18 protein-coding genes are annotated in these 19,001 nt (G+C 46.8%); all 18 read left to right on the forward strand.

Annotated elements, in window-relative coordinates:
• The first annotated feature begins 32 nt into the window (after positions 1–32).
• The 18 genes from MKX68_RS20305 to rpoD all read left to right on the forward strand — a co-directional run bounded on the left by MKX68_RS20305 (position 33) and on the right by rpoD (position 18,924).
• Positions 33–1,355, forward strand: a complete 1,323-nt coding sequence (locus MKX68_RS20305; protein ID WP_051447387.1) for an NfeD family protein — start codon at positions 33–35, stop codon at positions 1,353–1,355.
• A gap of 160 nt (positions 1,356–1,515) precedes the next feature.
• Complete coding sequence (gene floA / locus MKX68_RS20310; protein ID WP_076332307.1) at positions 1,516–2,526, forward strand: flotillin-like protein FloA; 1,011 nt, start codon at positions 1,516–1,518, stop codon at positions 2,524–2,526.
• 13 nt (positions 2,527–2,539) lie between these two features.
• The gene (locus MKX68_RS20315; protein ID WP_340913925.1) at positions 2,540–3,142 is read left to right on the forward strand and encodes a hypothetical protein; all 603 of its coding nucleotides are present in this window, start codon (positions 2,540–2,542) and stop codon (positions 3,140–3,142) included.
• Positions 3,143–3,322: 180 nt separating this feature from the next.
• Positions 3,323–3,616 carry a sporulation protein YqfC gene (gene yqfC, locus MKX68_RS20320; RefSeq protein ID WP_017687241.1) on the forward strand — a complete coding sequence of 98 codons (294 nt, stop codon included), beginning with the start codon at positions 3,323–3,325 and terminating at the stop codon, positions 3,614–3,616.
• The gene (gene yqfD, locus MKX68_RS20325) at positions 3,613–4,806 is read left to right on the forward strand and encodes a sporulation protein YqfD (protein WP_282320716.1); all 1,194 of its coding nucleotides are present in this window, start codon (positions 3,613–3,615) and stop codon (positions 4,804–4,806) included. Before yqfC ends, yqfD begins: the two co-directional genes overlap by 4 nt.
• Before the next feature lie 6 nt (positions 4,807–4,812).
• The gene (locus tag MKX68_RS20330; protein ID WP_017687243.1) at positions 4,813–5,784 is read left to right on the forward strand and encodes a PhoH family protein; all 972 of its coding nucleotides are present in this window, start codon (positions 4,813–4,815) and stop codon (positions 5,782–5,784) included.
• Positions 5,785–5,800: 16 nt separating this feature from the next.
• Complete coding sequence (locus tag MKX68_RS20335; protein WP_036674803.1) at positions 5,801–8,050, forward strand: HD family phosphohydrolase; 2,250 nt, start codon at positions 5,801–5,803, stop codon at positions 8,048–8,050.
• 218 nt (positions 8,051–8,268) lie between these two features.
• Complete coding sequence (gene ybeY / locus MKX68_RS20340) at positions 8,269–8,766, forward strand: rRNA maturation RNase YbeY (RefSeq protein ID WP_340913927.1); 498 nt, start codon at positions 8,269–8,271, stop codon at positions 8,764–8,766.
• On the forward strand, positions 8,766–9,137 hold the full coding sequence (locus MKX68_RS20345) for a diacylglycerol kinase family protein (RefSeq protein WP_340913929.1): 372 nt from the start codon (positions 8,766–8,768) through the stop codon (positions 9,135–9,137). Before ybeY ends, MKX68_RS20345 begins: the two co-directional genes overlap by 1 nt.
• Before the next feature lie 291 nt (positions 9,138–9,428).
• Entirely contained in the window at positions 9,429–9,842 is a 414-nt protein-coding gene (locus tag MKX68_RS20350) for a cytidine deaminase (protein WP_036615035.1), read from the forward strand.
• Positions 9,843–9,879: 37 nt separating this feature from the next.
• Positions 9,880–10,779 (forward strand): GTPase Era, encoded by a 900-nt coding sequence (gene era, locus MKX68_RS20355; protein ID WP_047843779.1) that lies wholly within the window; start codon positions 9,880–9,882, stop codon positions 10,777–10,779.
• A gap of 104 nt (positions 10,780–10,883) precedes the next feature.
• A complete protein-coding gene (locus MKX68_RS20360) occupies positions 10,884–11,024 on the forward strand; it encodes a YqzL family protein (RefSeq protein ID WP_074095877.1) in 141 nt (46 codons plus the stop codon).
• Positions 11,025–11,057: 33 nt separating this feature from the next.
• On the forward strand, positions 11,058–11,810 hold the full coding sequence (gene recO, locus MKX68_RS20365) for a DNA repair protein RecO (protein ID WP_047843778.1): 753 nt from the start codon (positions 11,058–11,060) through the stop codon (positions 11,808–11,810).
• A 410-nt stretch (positions 11,811–12,220) separates the two neighbouring features.
• Complete coding sequence (gene glyQ, locus MKX68_RS20370; RefSeq protein ID WP_340913930.1) at positions 12,221–13,108, forward strand: glycine--tRNA ligase subunit alpha; 888 nt, start codon at positions 12,221–12,223, stop codon at positions 13,106–13,108.
• Positions 13,101–15,176 (forward strand): glycine--tRNA ligase subunit beta, encoded by a 2,076-nt coding sequence (gene glyS, locus MKX68_RS20375; protein WP_340913932.1) that lies wholly within the window; start codon positions 13,101–13,103, stop codon positions 15,174–15,176. Before glyQ ends, glyS begins: the two co-directional genes overlap by 8 nt.
• A gap of 208 nt (positions 15,177–15,384) precedes the next feature.
• Positions 15,385–15,873 (forward strand): YaiI/YqxD family protein, encoded by a 489-nt coding sequence (locus MKX68_RS20380; protein ID WP_047843776.1) that lies wholly within the window; start codon positions 15,385–15,387, stop codon positions 15,871–15,873.
• A gap of 47 nt (positions 15,874–15,920) precedes the next feature.
• Complete coding sequence (gene dnaG / locus MKX68_RS20385) at positions 15,921–17,741, forward strand: DNA primase (protein WP_340913934.1); 1,821 nt, start codon at positions 15,921–15,923, stop codon at positions 17,739–17,741.
• Positions 17,742–17,784: 43 nt separating this feature from the next.
• A complete protein-coding gene (rpoD, locus tag MKX68_RS20390) occupies positions 17,785–18,924 on the forward strand; it encodes an RNA polymerase sigma factor RpoD (protein ID WP_017687256.1) in 1,140 nt (379 codons plus the stop codon).
• Positions 18,925–19,001: the final 77 nt, after the last annotated feature.

Raw genomic sequence — 19,001 nt, forward strand, 5'->3', positions numbered from 1 at the left:
GAAAGCGCCGGAAGAAGCTTACGGGGCCATTGATGCTCTTAATGCTGCTGACGCTGTTGCTTCCTGTCTGGATTGGATCACCGTCAGCGCATGCAGCTGAGAAGAGTGGCGCCGTATATATTATTCCGGTTGATAAACCAATCGAGCAGGGACTTGGCAAGTTTATGGAACGCGGGTTCAAACAAGCAGAAGAGATGAATGCTGGCCTGATCGTTCTTGATATCAATACGCCGGGAGGCCGTGTCGACACTGCAGAAGCATTGGGTACCCTGATCAAGGACAGTCCGATTGAGACTGTTGCATTTGTTCGTGGAGATGCTGCTTCAGCCGGGAGTTTTCTGGCTCTGAATGCAGATAAGATCGTAATGTCACCAGGCAGTATGATTGGTGCGGCAGCAATGGTGGACAGTACGGGTAAACATGTTGATGATCCAAAGCTTGTTGCATTCTGGAAAAGCAAAATGCAGGGAGCGGCAGAAATCAGTGGTCGTGATGGCAAGATTGCAGCTGGAATGACGGATGTTAACATCGTTGTTGAAATGCCAGAGATTAATAAAACCAAGCAAAAAGGTGAAATTATTGCTCTCTCGGCTGAAGAAGCGCTGAAAGTTGGTTATGCCGACCACATCAGCAACACACCGGAAGAAGCGGCAGCTTGGGCAGGTTACAGTCAGGATGACGTATTTAAGGTAGAACGAACGACAGCGGAGAATATCTCCTCTTTTCTTACCAATCCGGTTGTCATGACTGTATTATTGTTCCTCGGAATCGCGGGTGTGATCATTGAATTGATTGTTCCTGGTTTTGGAGTTCCTGGTATTGTAGGTATCGTGTGTTTCGTGTTGTATTTCTCGGGTAATTACATTGCGGGATTTGCCGGAGCAGAGACATGGGTGCTATTTACCGTCGGACTCATCATGATGATTCTGGAGATGTTTATTCCGAGCTTTGGTATTCTGGGGATTTTGGGATCAATTGCGCTTGTGGCCGGTGTTGTAAGGGCTGCTTATGATACGAGTGATGCATTTGTATCTCTGGGTATCGCTTTTGGAGCAGCACTGGTAGTCATTGCGATCATCTCAATTATCTTTAAGGATCGAGGGATATGGAATCGGTTCATATTGAGTGACAGCATGTCTGCGGATCGGGGTTATTCATCAGCCACAGAACGCAAAGAGCTGGTTGGTCTGCAAGGAATCAGTCTGACACCACTTCGTCCTTCTGGAACAGCGATGTTTGAAGGGGAACGAATTGACGTTGTGACCGACGGAGATTTTATTCCCATCGATACTCCGATTATTGTGATTAAAGCGGAAGGTACCCGGATTGTGGTTCAGCAAGCTTTGCCGGTGTAACTCGCTCTGTTGTCGAAGCGCATTAACGCTTCGGCAATGTACATAACCACGTGCTGAAGCTGCCAGCGAGGTGGTGCATTCTTTCATTTAGCAGCGGACTCATGAGTGTCTTCTCAAACATTTTTATCAAATTCAAATTGCAAATGGAGGAAATTAAACAATGGACACATCTATGATTACGATTTTGCTCATTGCGGTAGTAGGTATTATCGTATTGAGCGTATTCTTCAGCTTTTTCCCGGTTATGCTCTGGGTTTCAGCGATTGCATCCGGCGTACGTGTAAGTATTATTACACTGGTAGCGATGAGACTGAGACGTGTAACGCCTAGCCGTATCGTTAATCCAATGATTAAAGCAACCAAAGCCGGTCTTAAACTCTCAATGAACCAATTGGAAAGTCACTTCTTGGCCGGTGGTAACGTTGACCGTGTTGTAAACGCTCTGATTGCTGCACAACGTGCCAACATTCCACTCGAATTTGAACGTGCTGCTGCCATTGACCTCGCAGGTCGTGACGTATTACAAGCCGTACAAATGAGCGTTAACCCACGTGTTATCGAAACACCGATTGTCTCTGCGGTAGCCAAAGATGGTATTGAAGTTAAAGTTAGAGCGCGGGTTACGGTTCGTGCCAATATTGACCGTCTCGTCGGTGGTGCTGGTGAAGAAACGATCATCGCCCGTGTTGGTGAAGGTATCGTAAGTACAAACGGTTCCTCCAATTCTCACAAAGACGTCCTGGAAAACCCGGACCTGATCTCCCGTACCGTATTGTCCAAAGGTCTGGATGCAGGTACTGCTTTTGAAATCCTGTCCATTGATATTGCGGACGTTGATGTAGGTAAAAACATTGGTGCCTTCTTGCAAACAGAGCAAGCAGAAGCTGACAAACGTATCGCACAAGCGAAAGCGGAAGAGCGTCGCGCAATGGCCGTAGCCCAAGAGCAAGAGATGAAAGCACGCGTAGTGGAAATGAGAGCACGCGTTGTTGAATCCGAATCCCAAGTACCTTTGGCAATGTCTGAAGCTCTGCGTAGTGGTAAGATTGGTGTCATGGATTATATGAACCTGAAGAATATTGAAGCGGATACTCAAATGCGTAACACATTGGGAAAACCTGGTGAAGGTTCGAATTCCAACGATCAGGGTGATTCCAAAAACGGAAGATAGGCGGTGAGTGCATATGGGCCTATTTGAATGGATTTTTGATAATCTGTATATTGTGGCCGTCATCGGTTTTGCACTCTTCTCCTTCTTGGGGAAAGCTGCCAAATCGGCTGATCCGAACAAAAAGCGTCCTGCCAACGGGATGCCTACGTTTGGAGGCAGCGGTGATTCAGGCCGGGATGAACGCTCAAGAGACAACTCATCTCCGCAGCAGCAGTCTTCCGGACCTGCAGACCCCCGCTATGATGAACAGTATGACGATCGGTATGATGACGTGCAATATGAGAATCAGTATGATGAGCCGTATTCAGAGCCTGCTGCTTCTTCTCGCCCTGCAACTGACTACAGAAGTGAGGGCACGATGAGTGCCATGGAAAATTCACTTGAGGAACAGATGAGAGGCATGGAAGAACAGCAGCGCTTGATTGAAGAACGCTTGAATCGCATCTCTTCTGCGAATCGGCCAGTTGTGTCTGATTCCAGTTGGGATGAGACCAGCATCGATGAATCGGGAGCGTCTCCGCTTCGTCCTGCTGATATTCGCACAGGTGTCCTGTGGGCAGAAGTACTGGGTTCTCCTCGTTCCAAGCAACCGTTTGGTACAAGAGGAAAACTGTAAAGAAGTCAATTTATTGGACGGAAATAAAGCCGTCTCTGGTGAGCATAAAGCCGCCGGAGACGGCTTTTTCTGTGTGCGATCCTTTTTTCTCAACATTCGTCCCTAACACGCCCCGGAATTTTCATAAATTCATGAATCTGCGCATAAGTTGAACTGTAGAGGAAGGGGGAAGACCTTCGAATGACCCGGATCAGCCGCAAGCTGCGCAGATGGACCAGTGAAGTGTTGGATCTGCCGCAGGATGTGCTTTATGATATGCCACGGTTAACCCTGATCGGCAGTAAGCAACTGTATATAGAGAATCATCGCGGTGTCATCCATTTCACCCCGGATCGCATCGTGCTGGCTCTTTCCCAAGGCCAGTTGGAGATCAAAGGAACTGCCTTGGTGATACGTAACATTTTGCCGGATGAAGTAGCTGTTGAAGGAACGATTCTGGATATTCATATGAATGGAGTGGAGGGGAACGGATGAAGCAGCCCAGTCTGTACAAACTGCGGGGAGCAGTCCGAATCACGGTCACTGGGGGAGACATTGAAACATTGATCAACACGGTGGCAGAGCAGGGACTGGAAGTTTGGAACCTGCGTGCTCACGATGGACGCGTGGCAGAGATGAACATTCTGCTGCCGCATTTTTTCAGGTTGCGTCCTGTGTTGAAACGGACAGGCTGCAGGGTGAAAGTAACCCATCGCAGCGGTTTCCCTTTTTTTGCGGCCCGATTATTGCGGAGGAAGTTCTTTCTTGGGGGGATGCTGTTTTTTGTGGCAGCTTTGTTTGCGTTGTCGTCCATGGTATGGAGTGTGGAGGTCAAGGGTAACGTCACCATTCCCACCGACGAGGTGCTTGCAGCAGCGAAGAAAGAGGGGATATATCCTTTGCAATGGGGGTTCCGTCTGCAAAGCCAAGACAAGCTCTCCAGGCAGCTTGCACTCGCTCTGCCGGATGTAACCTGGATTGGCGTGAGCAAAGAGGGGACAACCATTACCATTCAGGTCGTAGAATCGGCGCAACCAAAGCGCGAACCATTGCTGAATCCCAGACATTTGATCAGTAAGTCAGATGCTGTGGTCACTCAAATCTATGCGGAGCAGGGACGCCCTGTTGTTCAGAAGGACATGCGTGTCAAAAAGGGTCAGGTATTGATCTCGGGAATTCTCGGGGATGAGGAGAACACCAAAACCATCGTTGCCAAAGGTGAAGTTCGTGGCCTGGTATGGCGTGAGTATCAGGTAGAGGTTCCGCTGGTGCAAAAACATAATACAATGACAGGTGAGAGCAAAGAACGTTTTTACATGGTGCTGGGAAATTGGGCGATCCAACTGTGGGGGTACGGAAGTACACCGTTCAGTTCATTTGATACCGAGAGTAATCATAAACCATTGACGTGGCGATCCTTTACACTTCCCATGGGTTGGCTGACAGAGAAAGATCTGGAGACCCGAGAGCATGAGCAACAACAGACGATAGAATGGGCCAGAACAAAAGGATTGGAAGGAGCAAGGAACGATATTATCGCCAAAAACGGCAAAGGAACAAAAATTATAAGTGAAAAAATTTTGCATGAGAAGAAAGAGAATGGTAAAGTTTATATGAAAGTCTTATTTGAAGTAGAAGAAAGCATTGCGGAAGAACTTCCGCTAGTCCATAGTCAAGGAGAATGAGGATATTTGTCAGAGCAAACACGCAGCATACAAATCTCCCTCCAGAGTGCGGGAGAGGGCCAATCTCTTTTTGGACCCCAAGATACTTTTCTTAAACTGATTGAATCCGAGATTCCCGCCCAGATTGCATCCCGTGAAGCGGAGATTGTGATTTTTGGCAATGCACAGCAGGTGGAATCGCTTGAACAATTATTTGATGTGTTACTGCAATTGATACGCAATGGATATGTGTTAACCGAGAGAGATGTGAAGTATGCGATTGAACTTGCCAAGGATATGCGGGCAGACCAGCTATTGGATCTGTTCAAGGGCGAGATTACAACGACATACCGAGGTAAACCAATCCGTGTTAAAACCATTGGACAGAAGCACTATGTAACTACAATTAAAAAACGTGATATTGTATTTGGCATTGGTCCTGCCGGTACGGGTAAAACCTACCTTGCTGTTGTACTGGCTGTTGCCGCAATTAAAGAAGGCAGCGTCAAACGCATTGTGCTCACACGGCCTGCTGTTGAAGCAGGAGAGAGTCTTGGGTTTTTGCCAGGTGATCTTCAAGAGAAGGTAGACCCGTATCTGAGACCGCTGTACGATGCCCTATATGACGTTATGGGACAGGAACAGACCGCTAAGGCACTGGAGCGTGGGTTAATCGAAATTGCGCCACTCGCCTACATGCGGGGGCGTACGCTGGATGACTCCTTCATCATTCTCGATGAAGCACAGAACACAACGCCGGAACAGATGAAGATGTTTCTGACCCGTCTTGGTTTTGGCTCCAAAATGGTCATCACCGGAGACGTGACACAGATTGATTTACCGCGTGGTAAGAAATCCGGGCTTGTGGAAGCGAATACGATCTTGAACGAAGTTAACGAGATTGGATTTGTCTATTTTGCCGAGCAAGATGTTGTACGGCATTCCCTTGTCCAGAAAATTATCGTGGCTTACAACCACGCCGCAGAAAATCAAGCATAGAAAGGGATTGTCTAAAGTGACCTCGAAGGAACCGTCAAAAGGCAAATCTTTTCAGAATAAGGCTACAGGATGGAAGTATAGCGTGTGGGCACGCTATCTTCTGTTTTTGTTTCTGGTGATTCTTTTCTACGTGAGTCTGGCTTCCAAGCTGCTCCCTGAGCGGTATGATATTCAGGAAGGTACACGGAGTGAAGTGGACATTGCTGCGCCCATGCAGATTCCGAATAACAAGGCCACACTCAAAGCACAGGAAGAAGCTGCTGAACGGGTACAGCCGATATTTCAGATTGTCCAGTTACGAAATGAAAATTTGATGACTACCCTGCTTGATCGTGTAGATCGATTAAATCAGGATGATCAGATTTCAAGTCAGGACAAGATAGATATTTATCGGGATGAAATTCCGCAGCGCCAGAAGGACTTTGTGACCAACTATATCAATAATAATCGGAAAGCCGGTACATACTCCGAGACTCTTTTGGAAGAGATCAGAAATGTGGTACAGGAGCAAAGCTACCGTATTCCTGAAGAAACTTACATCAAAATCTCGCGTCTGACATCGGATGATATCCAGGAGATGAAACCGGTTGCGAGGGATATTGTTGCCCGGTTAATGACGGATCAGATCAGCGATGCAACTACTGCCCGTGCCAAAGTAGCTGAGATGGTGAGTGTCAGCTCTCTTGGTAAGCGTACGCAACGTGAGGTCGTGCAAGAACTTGCTCGCCTCGTGGTGACCGCTAACCGTTTCTACGATGAAGAGGGAACGAAGGAAGCGAAAGTTCAGGCGCGTGAGAACACGCAAACCGTCTTTATCAAGCAAGGAGACACATTAGTTGCCAAGGGTGAGATGATCACCCCGGAGATGTATACTTTGCTGGATGAAAATGATTTGCTGAAAAATGAAGTGAACTACTGGCCGCAGCTTGGACTTCTTATGTTTTCCTGCCTGTTGTCGGCAGCCATTCTGATGTATATTCAGCAAGGCAGCGGAACACATTTCAAATATAATAATGCGCAGCTGTTGATGCTTGTTCTCATTTTTATTATTACGATTGTAGTTATGCATGTGACGGCGATTATCCAGACCAATGAGAGGTCTTATGTTGGCTTCCTTGCACCTGTTGCGGTAGGAGCGATGTTAATTGCGCTGTTGCTGGATACGTCGCTTGCCTTTGTATGTTCGATTTTGATCGGTATGTTGTCCAGCATTATTTTGAATACGCATCAGGGTCAACTTTTTGACTTCGAACTAGGTTTCTTTGCTGTATTGGTTTCATTTGTTGCGATCTTTGCAACTCATAAGGCTAGCCAGCGATCAACAATCCTGAAAGGAGCCATTATGGTCTGTCTGTTCGGGTCGATAGCCGTCTTCACCTTGGCTTTGATTGACTCGGGCGATTGGAATCGAACAACGACACTGTATGGCGTTGGGTTTGCATTTGCTGGTGGCGTGCTGACTGCGATTCTGGTTATTGGGCTGATGCCATTTTTTGAAACTTCATTTGGCATTTTGTCAGCGCTCAAACTGGTAGAACTATCTAATCCGAACCATCCGCTTCTACGTAAGTTGCTGACGGAGACACCGGGTACCTATCATCACAGCGTTATGGTAGGCAATCTGTCCGAAGCAGCAGCAGAAGCCATAGGAGCTAACGGATTGCTCTGCCGAGTGGGTTCGTATTATCATGATATTGGCAAGACGAAGCGTCCCATCTATTTTATTGAAAATCAGAACAATATGGAGAATCCGCATGATTCAATTGATCCGAAACTGAGCAAATCCATTATCGTTGCCCATGCGCGCGATGGGGTGGAAATGCAGAAGGATTATAAGCTGCCCAGACCTATTCGGGATATTGCGGAACAGCATCATGGCACGACATTTCTCCACTATTTCTATCACAAAGCACTGCGCCAGGCGGAAGAAGCAGGCGTTGAGCCTGATTTCACGGAAGAAGATTTCCGTTACCCTGGGCCGAAGGCTCAGTCCAAGGAATCGGCTATTGTTGGCATTGCTGATAGTGTAGAGGCTGCTGTGAGATCTTTGCGCAAACCGACAGTGGAACAAGTGGAGTCCATGATTGAGAAGATTATTAAAGGACGATTGGACGATCATCAATTCAATGATTGTGACCTTACGATGCGTGAACTGGATATCGTCGCCAGAACATTGAAGGAAACGGTGATGGGTATCTTCCACTCCAGGATAGAATATCCGGAGGAGATCAAGAAACCAAAGCCAACTTCACCCGAAGCGGGCTAATTCAATAATAGTTCGTGTTCAAAAAGGTTGGTTTTCAGTACCGAGAAGATGGGATGAAGTTAGAAATGGAGTAGCGGAGCGTAGGGAAAACTACGTGAGCAACGGACATTTCGGCTGAATTCCATATTCGATGCTGATGATGCCCTTAGGTATCATTCGTAATCAAAAGCGGGCTTTTTGAACAACCTCTAATATTAGTAGACAGGAGTTATGAAAGAATGAGTCTTAATCTGGCATGGAATAATGAACAACAGGATAAAGAAATTACAGAACCGATGATTGCAATGCTGGAACAGTTGCTGAATCTTGCCGGAGAAGCGGAAGGTGTGGCAGACGGGGAAGTGGCTCTGACTTTTGTGAATGATGAGCAGATCCATGAGTTGAATCGTGATTATCGCGGCATTGACCGTCCTACGGATGTACTGTCTTTTGCGATGAACGAAACGGTAGATGAAGAGCTAGATATTATCTATGTGCTGGACGAAGATGAAGAAATGGAAGAAATGCCGGATGTTCTTGGAGACATCATCATTTCCGTACCACGGACCATCCTGCAAAGTGAAGAGTATGGACACTCATTTGAACGTGAACTTGGTTTTCTGTTTGTCCATGGTTTCTTGCACCTGCTCGGATACGACCATCAGGATGAAGCAAGTGAGGCTGAAATGATGGGTAAACAAGAAGCGGTATTGGCCCAGGCCGGGTTGACACGATAATGAAAAGACGCTCCTGGGGTCTGGTATTCCGCAATGCTGCGGAAGGAATCGCATATGGGTTGCGGACTCAGCGTAATGTGAGAGTTCACACGGGAGTGGCTATTTTGATGTGTGTAGCCGGCTTTTTTTTCAGAATCTCAAGAACGGATTGGATGTTTGTGCTGACCGCTGTCTTTTTGGTCCTGGTGACTGAATTGATGAACACGGCTGTAGAGGCAGCGGTTGACTTGGCACACCCCCATATCCATCCGCTGGCAAAAGCGGCAAAGGATACCGCGGCCGGGGCAGTTCTGCTGGCTGCGGTATTCGCCGTCATCATTGGTTGTATCGTCTTCACTAAGCCGGTGATGAGCTGGCTGGGTTTGTACTGATTTTGATTCGTTTTGTGATTTTAATACTACACAACTTTGTAAAGTTAGACCTTGTTTAAGTTGAACTTGTAGACGTTACACGATAACGAAGAGGACAGAAATAAACCTGTAGAAGCGAAGCGTTCGCCTTTATCCCCGGATTTTCACTTTGAAAAAGTGAATCAAAAAATCTGGGGATAACAGCGATCGAAGGGTTATTCTGGACTCGGAGTGGCTAGTGTAAATTTGGCTTTGGTTGAACTTAATTCGTAGGTAGTAACTTTATATTGCACCCTAAGGGAGAGAATATTAATGGATAACGGTTTGTTAATGCAAGAAGCAATTAAGGCACGTACGAAGGCGTATACGCCTTACTCCCATTTTGGTGTAGGCGCGGCTTTGCTTGACAGTGAAGGTCATGTGCATCATGGTTGTAATATTGAGAATGCTGCGTATACCCCAGGTAACTGTGCTGAACGTACAGCGATGTTTAGTGCCATTGCAGGTGGGCAGAAGCCTCGCAGCTTCACAGCGATTGCCATTGTGGGAGACACGGATGGTCCGATTGCTCCATGTGGCGTATGTCGTCAGGTCATGTACGAACTGTGTGAACCTGATATGAAAGTCATCTTGGGGAACTTGAAAGGTGATCTGCAAGAGACCACCGTTGCTGAACTGTTACCTTGGGCATTTGGGCCTTCTGATCTGAATTCTGCCAAAAAATAAACCAATATTCCAGGCCTAGGCGCCTGAGGAGGAACATATGAAAAAACAAGCATTTAAATCCGGTTTTGTAGCCATTATTGGACGTCCAAACGTAGGTAAATCCACACTGATGAACCAAGTGATCGGACAGAAGATTGCGATTATGTCGGACAAGCCACAAACCACACGTAATAAAATTCATGGGGTGTATACATCCGAACATCAGCAAATCGTATTCCTGGACACACCGGGTATTCACAAACGTCAATCCAAACTTGGCGATTACATGAATCAGACTGCTCTGAATACGCTCGGAGAAGTAGAAGCAGCACTGTTCCTGATCGACGCTTCGGAAGGCTTGGGTGGCGGTGACCGTTATATTGCGGAACAGTTGAAAAATATCCGTACACCTGTCATTCTTGTCATGAATAAAATTGACAAAATTGAGCCGGAAGCACTGCTGCCACTCATTGAGACGTATCGCAAGCTTCACGATTTCGCTGAAATCGTTCCTGTCTCTGCCATGCTTGGCAGCAATGTCAGCACGTTGCTGGAACAGCTCGGCAAGTATTTGCCAGAAGGTCCACAGTACTATCCTGATGACCAGGTTACTGACCATCCGGAGCAGTTTGTATGTGCCGAGTTGATTCGTGAGAAAATTCTGCAAATGACTCGTGAAGAAGTGCCTCACTCCATTGCTGTAACGATCGAAGATATGAAAGTGCAAGATAATGGTGTCGTTTATATCTCAGCTGTCATTTTTGTGGAACGGGATTCCCAAAAAGGGATCATTATCGGGAAGCAAGGTGCCCTTCTGAAAGAAGTGGGTAAACGAGCTCGACACGACATTCAGAACTTGCTCGGCTCCAAAATTTTCATGGACCTGTGGGTTAAAGTGAAAAAAGACTGGAGAAATCAGGATAGAGTTCTGCGTGACCTTGGCTTTGGCCGCGACTGATCGTCGGAATTGTATCCAGTAATTGCAACACATAGTTTACCTTGCAAGACTCCATCCTATTTGGTAGATGCAGACGTCATTTCCGAAGAGAGGATGAAATTCCGATGCGAGATTTTTCGTGGAAGGTTTTTGCGATGACGGGGGATGTGGAGTCCTATTTGTTATATACCGAGGCGTGTAACTCGTTAGGACAGGAGTCGGATAATGCAAGGGAAGTGATTGAAGATGAAGAAGCCGAAGGATAACTGGCTGATTCGGGAATGGTTAGGTGACGAGGCATGCTATACAGGGTGGAAGGGATTGTCATCCGCAGCATGGACTACGGCGAAGGGAACAAAATCATTACGCTTTGCACCGAAAGCGGCGGGAAAGTAGGGGTACTCGTCCGCGGTGCCAAAAAGCCCAAGAGCCGACATGCTGCACTGGTGCAGCCGTTTACGTATGGTCAATATGTATATTTTCGCAATACAGGTCTAGGCACACTGAACGCTGGAGAAATTGTTGAATCCTATCATGAGTTGCGTGAAGATCTGGTCAAGGCCTCTTATGCCTCTTATGCGTGTGAGCTATTGGATCGGGTGCTTCAGGATGAAGAGACAGGTACATTTTGGTTCAAACAGTTAAAGGCGTGTTTGCAGGCGCTGAAGGAAGAGAAAGATCCGGTTGTTATTACAAGTCTGTATGAAATGAAAATATTACAGGCATCCGGATATGGTCCACAGTTCGATGAGTGCATCTCCTGCAACCAGGAGCGACCAGATGAGCAGTTGTTTATAAGTCCCAGACTTGGTGGCGTCTTGTGTCGAGCATGCAAACACTTTGATCCTCCAGCGATGTCGGTTAGTCCAAAGGCTCTGAAGTTGTTACGTTTGTTCGCACAGTTGGATCTGCAGCGCTTGGGGAATATATCAGTGAGTGAATCTACCCGTGATGAGATCAAAAAATTGATGCGTGCCTTTATGGATCATCAGCTTGGTCTGAATCTTAAATCCCGTTCTTTCCTCGATCAGATGGAGAAGTACGGGATTTGAGGCGTTTTGGTGGAAGTGAAACTATATCTTGACTTCATACTAGATTTTATATATTATGAAATATAATTTCTCTTTATGAGACATGCATTGAACGAGAAAGTAAAAGACTGGATTTATTGCATTTATGGAGACAAGTCGTTGTATAACACTTGGGAATCATGAATGAGCGAGTCGGGGATGGTGGGAGCCTGGCTGAATCGGTTTTTGAAACGGCACTCGGGAGCATGAATGGACACGGAAAAGTGGGCTGGAACGAACAGGATCATCTTGTTTGATCTAAGCCAAGTAGGGTGGAACCGCGGGAATAGCTCTCGTCCCTACGTCTGTACAACAGGCGTAGGACGGGGGCTATTTATTGTTGTCTTCACCGTCCTAAGCTTGCTAACAAACCATTGAAAAGGAGCATGATTATGAATTTTCAGCAGATGATTCTAACGCTGCAACAATTCTGGGCCGAGCATAACTGTATTATTGTCCAGCCATACGATACGGAAAAAGGGGCAGGTACGATGAACCCGATGACCTTTTTGCGTTCGCTTGGACCCGAACCTTGGAAAGTGGCCTATGTGGAGCCTTCCCGTCGTCCTTCGGACGGACGTTATGGTGAGAACCCTAACCGGCTGTACCAGCATCATCAGTTCCAGGTAATCATCAAGCCTTCTCCGGACAATATTCAGGAAATTTACCTGGAAAGTCTAAAGCGTCTGGGCATTGATCCGCTCAAACATGATATTCGGTTTGTTGAAGATAACTGGGAGAATCCTTCCCTTGGTTGTGCAGGTCTTGGTTGGGAAGTATGGTTGGACGGAATGGAGATTACACAATTTACGTATTTCCAACAGGTTGGTGGAATCGAGGCAAATCCGGTAGCTGTTGAAATTACGTATGGTATGGAGCGTTTGGCTTCTTACATTCAGGATAAAGAGAATGTGTTTGATCTGGAATGGGTGGAAGGTATCACTTATGGTGATGTATTCCGTCAGCCAGAATTCGAACACTCTAAATATACGTTTGAAGTATCTGATGTCAAAATGCTGTTTACACTCTTCAACATGCATGAAGAAGAAGCAAACAAGGCCATGGCGCAGCATCTGGTATTCCCGGCATATGACTATGTGCTGAAATGTTCCCACACGTTCAACCTGTTGGATGCACGTGGAGCCATCAGTGTAACAGAACGTACGGGTTACATCACACGTGTTCGTAATCTGGCTCGCCAAGTCGCTGCAACATATATGCAAGAGCGTGAGAAGCTAGGCTTCCCGCTGATCAAGAAAGGGGGAGCCGAGCATGTCTAAGGATCTGTTGTTTGAAATCGGGCTGGAAGAAGTACCTGCACGCTTTATGCGCGCAGCAATCGCACAGCTGCAAGAGCGTGTCGTGAAATGGCTTGACGCATCCCGCATTGCTTATGGTGAAGTGAATGCATATGCTACACCGCGCCGTCTGGCTGTTTTGATTCAGAATGTGGCTGAAAAGCAGGAAGATATCGAGGAAGAAGTGAAAGGTCCTTCACGCAAAATTGCCCTAGACGACAGTGGCAATTGGAGCAAGGCTGCACTCGGATTCGCCCGCAGTCAAGGTGTTGAACCGGACCAGTTCACGTTCAAGGAACTGAACGGTGTCGAATATATCTATGCAACGAAGAGCAGCAAAGGTGTGGAGACGGCTTCTGTGGTTGGCGAAGGATTACTTTCTGTATTACATGCCATGACGTTCCCAAAATTTATGCGTTGGGCTTCCTATGATTTCAAATTTGTACGTCCAATCCGCTGGATTGTGGCTATGCTCGGCAGTGATGTTATCGATCTGGAAGTGACAGGTGTTAAGTCGGGTAATGTAACTCGCGGACATCGTTTCCTCGGTAAGGAAGCTGTGATCTCCACTCCGTCTTCATACGTGGAAGTGTTGCGTTCCGAACATGTCATTGCTGATATCCAAGAACGTGAACAGATGATTGTATCCCAGATTCAGGCACTGGCTGCGGAGAAAAAATGGGATATTGCGATTAAGGAAGACTTGCTGGAGGAAGTTCTGTTCCTGGTGGAAACACCTACCGTATTGTTCGGGACATTTGACTCCTCATTCTTGAATATTCCACAAGAAGTATTGATTACTTCCATGCGTGAGCATCAGCGTTATTTCCCTGTACTGGACAGTGAAGGACAATTGTTGCCATTCTTCGTGACGGTACGTAACGGTGGAAGTGATTCACTGGACGTTATTGCCAGAGGGAATGAAAAAGTTCTGCGTGCACGTCTGTCTGATGCCAAGTTCTTCTATGAGGAAGATCAGAAGCTACAGATTAAGGATGCATTGTCGAAGCTGGAAAGTATCGTCTTCCAGGAAGAATTGGGAACGGTTGGAGATAAAGTGCGTCGTATTCGCAAGATTGCCGATGGACTTGCTGCCAAACTACAAGTATCCGGTGATGTTGCTGAATCCGTTAGCCGTTCAGCAGATATCTGCAAATTCGATCTGGTGACACTGATGGTAGGAGAATTCCCGGAACTGCAAGGTGTGATGGGTGAGGATTACGCTCGTAAAGCTGGCGAAAAAGAAGAGGTGTCCAAAGCGGTATTTGAACACTATCAGCCACGTTTCGCTGGAGATCAATCCCCTGCTTCTCTTGTCGGTGCCATTGTGAGTGCTGCGGACAAAATGGATACAATCGTGGGTTGTTTCTCCATCAACATTATTCCAACGGGTTCTCAGGATCCGTATGCGCTGCGCCGTCAGGCTGCAGGTATTGTACAGATTTTGCTGGATCACAAGCTTCCGCTGACATTGTCTGACGTGTTCGGAGTAGCACTTCAAGTACATGCCCAGATGAACCTGTTGAAACGTGCAGATGAAGAGGTTCGTAAAGATCTGCAAGACTTCTTTGGTCTTCGTGTGAAAAAATTGTTGTCCGAAACCGTCCGCTACGACGTAGTGGATGCCGTAATTTCTTCCGGATTCGATGATATCAGCGCTGTGGTGCCAAAAGGTGAAGCGTTGATGGCGGCTGTTCTGACAGGAGACGCATTCAAAACAACGGTTGAATCGTTCAACCGTGTGGGCAATCTGGCTGCCAAAGCATCCAATGCTTCCGTACATCCAGAACTGTTCACAGAAGATGGAGAACGTCAGTTACATGAGGCATGGAGCAAAACGAATGCAGAATATCGTCAGGCGTTGACTCAGCATCATGCTGCTGAAGCACTGGCTATTGCATCTGCCTGGAAGGATGGTATTACCTCATTCTTCGATTCGGTCATGGTTATGGCCGAAGATGAGGCTGTTCGGGCGAACCGACTTGCCTTGCTCGCGGCTATTGATCGTGACTTGAAAGGATTTGCTGATTTTTCCAAGTTGGTTTGGTAATTGGGCGGATTTCATGAGTCGTTTTTCACAGACTTGGCGCAAAGCTAAAATTCAGTATTAAAGAAGGATATATGAGGGTATAAATATACGGAACGGGTTGTGAAATGTATTTTTGACAACCGCTCCGTATTTTAGCCTTTGATTTCCCTCGTTCCGGCAGAAGGATTTTGCCTGGCCGGGGTCGTATATAACAATATGCAGCTATTTTATGAAACCGGGTGGTCTGGGTTTGAGTGAGTTAAATATACGCCACATTGTTGTGGATGGTGATGCTTGCCCGGTCAAAACCGAGATTGCGCAAACCGCTCGCCTTTTCAACATCCCTGTACTGTTAGTCTCTTCATTTGATCATCTGCTTCAAGGAGGAGAAGGGGTGCGAACCGTGCAGGTGGATCGCAGTGATCAGAGCGCAGACCTGTATATTGCTAATCATATTAAGCCATATGATGTGGTTATCACTCAGGACTATGGACTTGCGGCACTTGCGCTTGGCAAACGTTGTTATGTTTTGTCCTTTCGTGGTCGTGAGTTCAACGATCGTGACATTGATTTCATGTTGGATTCTCGTCATACTGCGGCCAAAGCGCGAAAAAGAGGCCATTATGGGAAAGGCCCAAAGCCTTTCACAGAGCAGGATCGAGAAATGTTTCAACATAAACTGACAAAACTTTTAAAAGATTTGCAGGAGAATGTGTAAGTTTATCGAATTATATTTACGTGTTGAAGAGATGAAGGTGGCCAGAGATGAGTACCGGACAAGGCGGTATACCCGAAAGTATTATTGAATCGGTGTTACAGCAGAATGATATTGTCGATACGGTGAGCCGATTTGTGCATCTGACCAAACAGGGGAAGTATATGAAAGGCCTCTGTCCTTTTCATTCCGAGAAGACGCCTTCGTTCACCGTTACACCTGAGAAACAAATTTTCTACTGCTACGGTTGCGGCACGGGTGGAAATGCCATCAAATTCAGGATGGAAATCGAAGGGTTATCCTTTCCCGAGGCTGTCAAAACGATGGCGGAAGAAAGTCACATCTCTATGGGGGACTGGCAAGGGCGTGAATCTGCTCATGTGAATCCGGAGACGGAACGTCTGTTGGAGGCTTATGAGCTTACCGCGAAGCTGTATCATTTTTTGTTGAAAAATACAGAGCACGGCAAGTCAGCCATGGAGTATTTACGCTCAAGAGGTTTTGGCGACAAGTTAATCGACCAGTTCCAGATTGGTTTTGCACCAAATCGTTGGGACACACTGGTACAATTTCTTGAGAAACGTAACTATCCGCTCGAAGAGATGGAAAAGGGTGGACTTCTGTCACCGCGAAATGAAGGTCAGGGATATGTGGATCGATTCCGAGACCGGATTATGTTCCCGATTAATGGCAGGAGCGGTAAGCCGATTGCATTTGCAGGACGCATATTGGGAGATGGGCAACCGAAGTATCTAAATTCACCGGAAACCCGGTTATTTAACAAAAGCCGTGTTCTCTATAATCTGCATCATGCCAAAAATGCAATTCGCAAACAAAGACAAGCCATTTTGTTCGAGGGATATGGTGATGTCATCTCCGCATGGGATCAGGATATCCAGAATGGTGTAGCGGCAATGGGTACTGCGTTAACCGAGAATCAGGCACTAATGCTCAAAGGGATGTGCGACGAAGTCATCATATGTTATGACGGCGACAAAGCAGGACAGGCTGCTGCACTCAAAAACTTCCCTATTCTTGAGGAAGCTGGATTGCAGGTCAAAGTGGCTCTCATTCCTGAGGGACTTGACCCGGATGATTTTATCCGGAAGCATGGTGGTGAACGGTTCCGAAACCAGATTGTGGACGGCGCCGTGACAACTACAAAATTTAAACTTATAAACTTAAAAAAAAGCCATATACTGCTAGAGGGTGGCGGACAAATCGCCTATTCGAAAGAAGCAGTAAAGTTGATTGCCCCCTTACCTTCTCCAACAGAAAGGGAAGTGTATCTTCGTGAACTGGCTGCAGAAGTGGACGTATCCTTCGAAACATTGAAGCAGGAGTGTAATGAAGAACGGGAGGCGATGAAAAATAACCTCCAGTTTGGGGATAATAACCCGAAAAGGTGGAATAATGGTAGGCAACAAAATAGGCAGGTGCCTACACCCAATCTGTTGCCGGCTTACCACGCAGCTGAACGCAAACTGATCGCCTGGATGTTGCAGGATGATGAGGCTGCCCAGTACGTGAATGAGCATCTTGGTGAAGCTTTTAACTTGGATGATCATGCAGCTATTGCTGCTTATCTATATGCCTACTATGCGCAAGGCAAACCGTCGGATACAAGCCGTTTTATGTCTTCACTGCATGACGATCGCCTGGAAAAAACGGTCAGTTCAATCTCGATGATGGATGGTCCAGGTGAATGGAGTATTCAAATGCTCGATGATTGCATCAGGGAAGTGCTGAAGCATCCGCGTAAGAAAGAGTACGATTTGAAAAAAGAAGAAATGATTGCTGCAGAGCGGGCAGGTGATTCTGTACGCGCGGCACAGATTGCAATTGAAATGATTGCCCTAGAGAGACAGTGAACGTCTGATGATTAGATGTTTCTAGGGAGGAGGGAGTCGAATTATGGCGAATGATCAGCATACTGAACTAGAAACAGAATTGACACTGGATCAGGTTAAAGATCAATTGATTGAATCAGGTAAAAAAAGAGCTTCGCTGAATTACAAGGAAATTATAGAGAAACTCTCTCCTTTTGAGCAGGATGCAGAGCAAATGGATGAGTTCTATGAGCAACTGAGCGATCTGGGTATCGATGTAGTGAATGAAAACAATGAAGAGGTTACACTTCGTCCTAGTGAAGATTCCGAGAACAACACCAGAGAGGGAGAGGACGAATTCCACTTTGATGATGATCTGAGCTTGCCGCCAGGTATCAAAATCAATGACCCTGTCCGTATGTACCTCAAGGAAATTGGTCGTGTGCCACTGTTGTCCGCAGATGATGAAGTACAACTGGCTAAACGGATTGAGAACGGGGATGAAGAAGCCAAGCGTCGTCTGGCTGAAGCTAACTTACGGCTCGTTGTCAGTATCGCCAAGCGTTACGTTGGACGTGGAATGTTGTTCCTTGATTTGATTCAGGAAGGTAATATGGGTCTGATCAAAGCGGTTGAGAAGTTCGACCACAAAAAAGGATACAAGTTCAGTACGTATGCAACATGGTGGATCCGCCAAGCGATCACTCGTGCTATTGCTGACCAGGCGCGTACCATCCGTATCCCTGTGCACATGGTGGAGACGATTAATAAGCTGATCCGGGTATCCCGTCAGCTGTTGCAGGAACTTGGGCGTGAACCGACACCAGAAGAAATCGCTGCTGAGATGGATCTGAGTGTAGAGAAAGTTCGTGAAATTACGAAGATTGCACAGGAACCGGTTTCTCTGGAAACACCAATTGGTGAGGAAGATGATTCCCATCTGGGTGACTTCATCGAGGATCAGGAAGCACTTGCTCCGGCGGATGCTGCTGCGTATGAGTTGCTGAAAGAACAGCTCGAAGATGTATTGGATACATTGACTGAACGTGAAGAGAACGTGCTTCGTCTACGTTTTGGTCTGGACGATGGACGGACGAGAACGCTGGAGGAAGTCGGCAAGGTATTTGGTGTTACGCGTGAGCGTATTCGTCAGATCGAAGCCAAGGCTCTTCGTAAGTTGCGTCACCCGAGTCGTAGTAAACGGCTCAAGGATTTCCTCGAATAATCGAACTATGGGAGACTTTCCGCAAGACGCTTTAGCGGCGGCGGGGTCTCCTTTATTTTTAATTTAAACGTCTTGAT

The sequence above is a fragment of the Paenibacillus sp. FSL M8-0212 genome (assembly GCF_038004645.1).
Lineage (GTDB): Bacteria > Bacillota > Bacilli > Paenibacillales > Paenibacillaceae > Paenibacillus.

Bases quoted from the DNA above. Each gene is read 5' to 3' on its own strand.
- MKX68_RS20305 (WP_051447387.1), top strand. From the start codon at position 33: ATGCTCTTAATGCTGCTGACGCTGTTGCTTCCTGTCTGGATTGGATCA.
- floA (WP_076332307.1), top strand. From the start codon at position 1,516: ATGGACACATCTATGATTACGATTTTGCTCATTGCGGTAGTAGGTATT.
- MKX68_RS20315 (WP_340913925.1), top strand. From the start codon at position 2,540: ATGGGCCTATTTGAATGGATTTTTGATAATCTGTATATTGTGGCCGTC.
- yqfC (WP_017687241.1), top strand. From the start codon at position 3,323: ATGACCCGGATCAGCCGCAAGCTGCGCAGATGGACCAGTGAAGTGTTG.
- yqfD (WP_282320716.1), top strand. From the start codon at position 3,613: ATGAAGCAGCCCAGTCTGTACAAACTGCGGGGAGCAGTCCGAATCACG.
- ybeY (WP_340913927.1), top strand. From the start codon at position 8,269: ATGAGTCTTAATCTGGCATGGAATAATGAACAACAGGATAAAGAAATT.
- MKX68_RS20345 (WP_340913929.1), top strand. From the start codon at position 8,766: ATGAAAAGACGCTCCTGGGGTCTGGTATTCCGCAATGCTGCGGAAGGA.
- MKX68_RS20350 (WP_036615035.1), top strand. From the start codon at position 9,429: ATGGATAACGGTTTGTTAATGCAAGAAGCAATTAAGGCACGTACGAAG.
- era (WP_047843779.1), top strand. From the start codon at position 9,880: ATGAAAAAACAAGCATTTAAATCCGGTTTTGTAGCCATTATTGGACGT.
- MKX68_RS20360 (WP_074095877.1), top strand. From the start codon at position 10,884: ATGCGAGATTTTTCGTGGAAGGTTTTTGCGATGACGGGGGATGTGGAG.
- recO (WP_047843778.1), top strand. From the start codon at position 11,058: ATGCTATACAGGGTGGAAGGGATTGTCATCCGCAGCATGGACTACGGC.
- glyQ (WP_340913930.1), top strand. From the start codon at position 12,221: ATGAATTTTCAGCAGATGATTCTAACGCTGCAACAATTCTGGGCCGAG.
- glyS (WP_340913932.1), top strand. From the start codon at position 13,101: ATGTCTAAGGATCTGTTGTTTGAAATCGGGCTGGAAGAAGTACCTGCA.
- MKX68_RS20380 (WP_047843776.1), top strand. From the start codon at position 15,385: ATGAAACCGGGTGGTCTGGGTTTGAGTGAGTTAAATATACGCCACATT.
- dnaG (WP_340913934.1), top strand. From the start codon at position 15,921: ATGAGTACCGGACAAGGCGGTATACCCGAAAGTATTATTGAATCGGTG.
- rpoD (WP_017687256.1), top strand. From the start codon at position 17,785: ATGGCGAATGATCAGCATACTGAACTAGAAACAGAATTGACACTGGAT.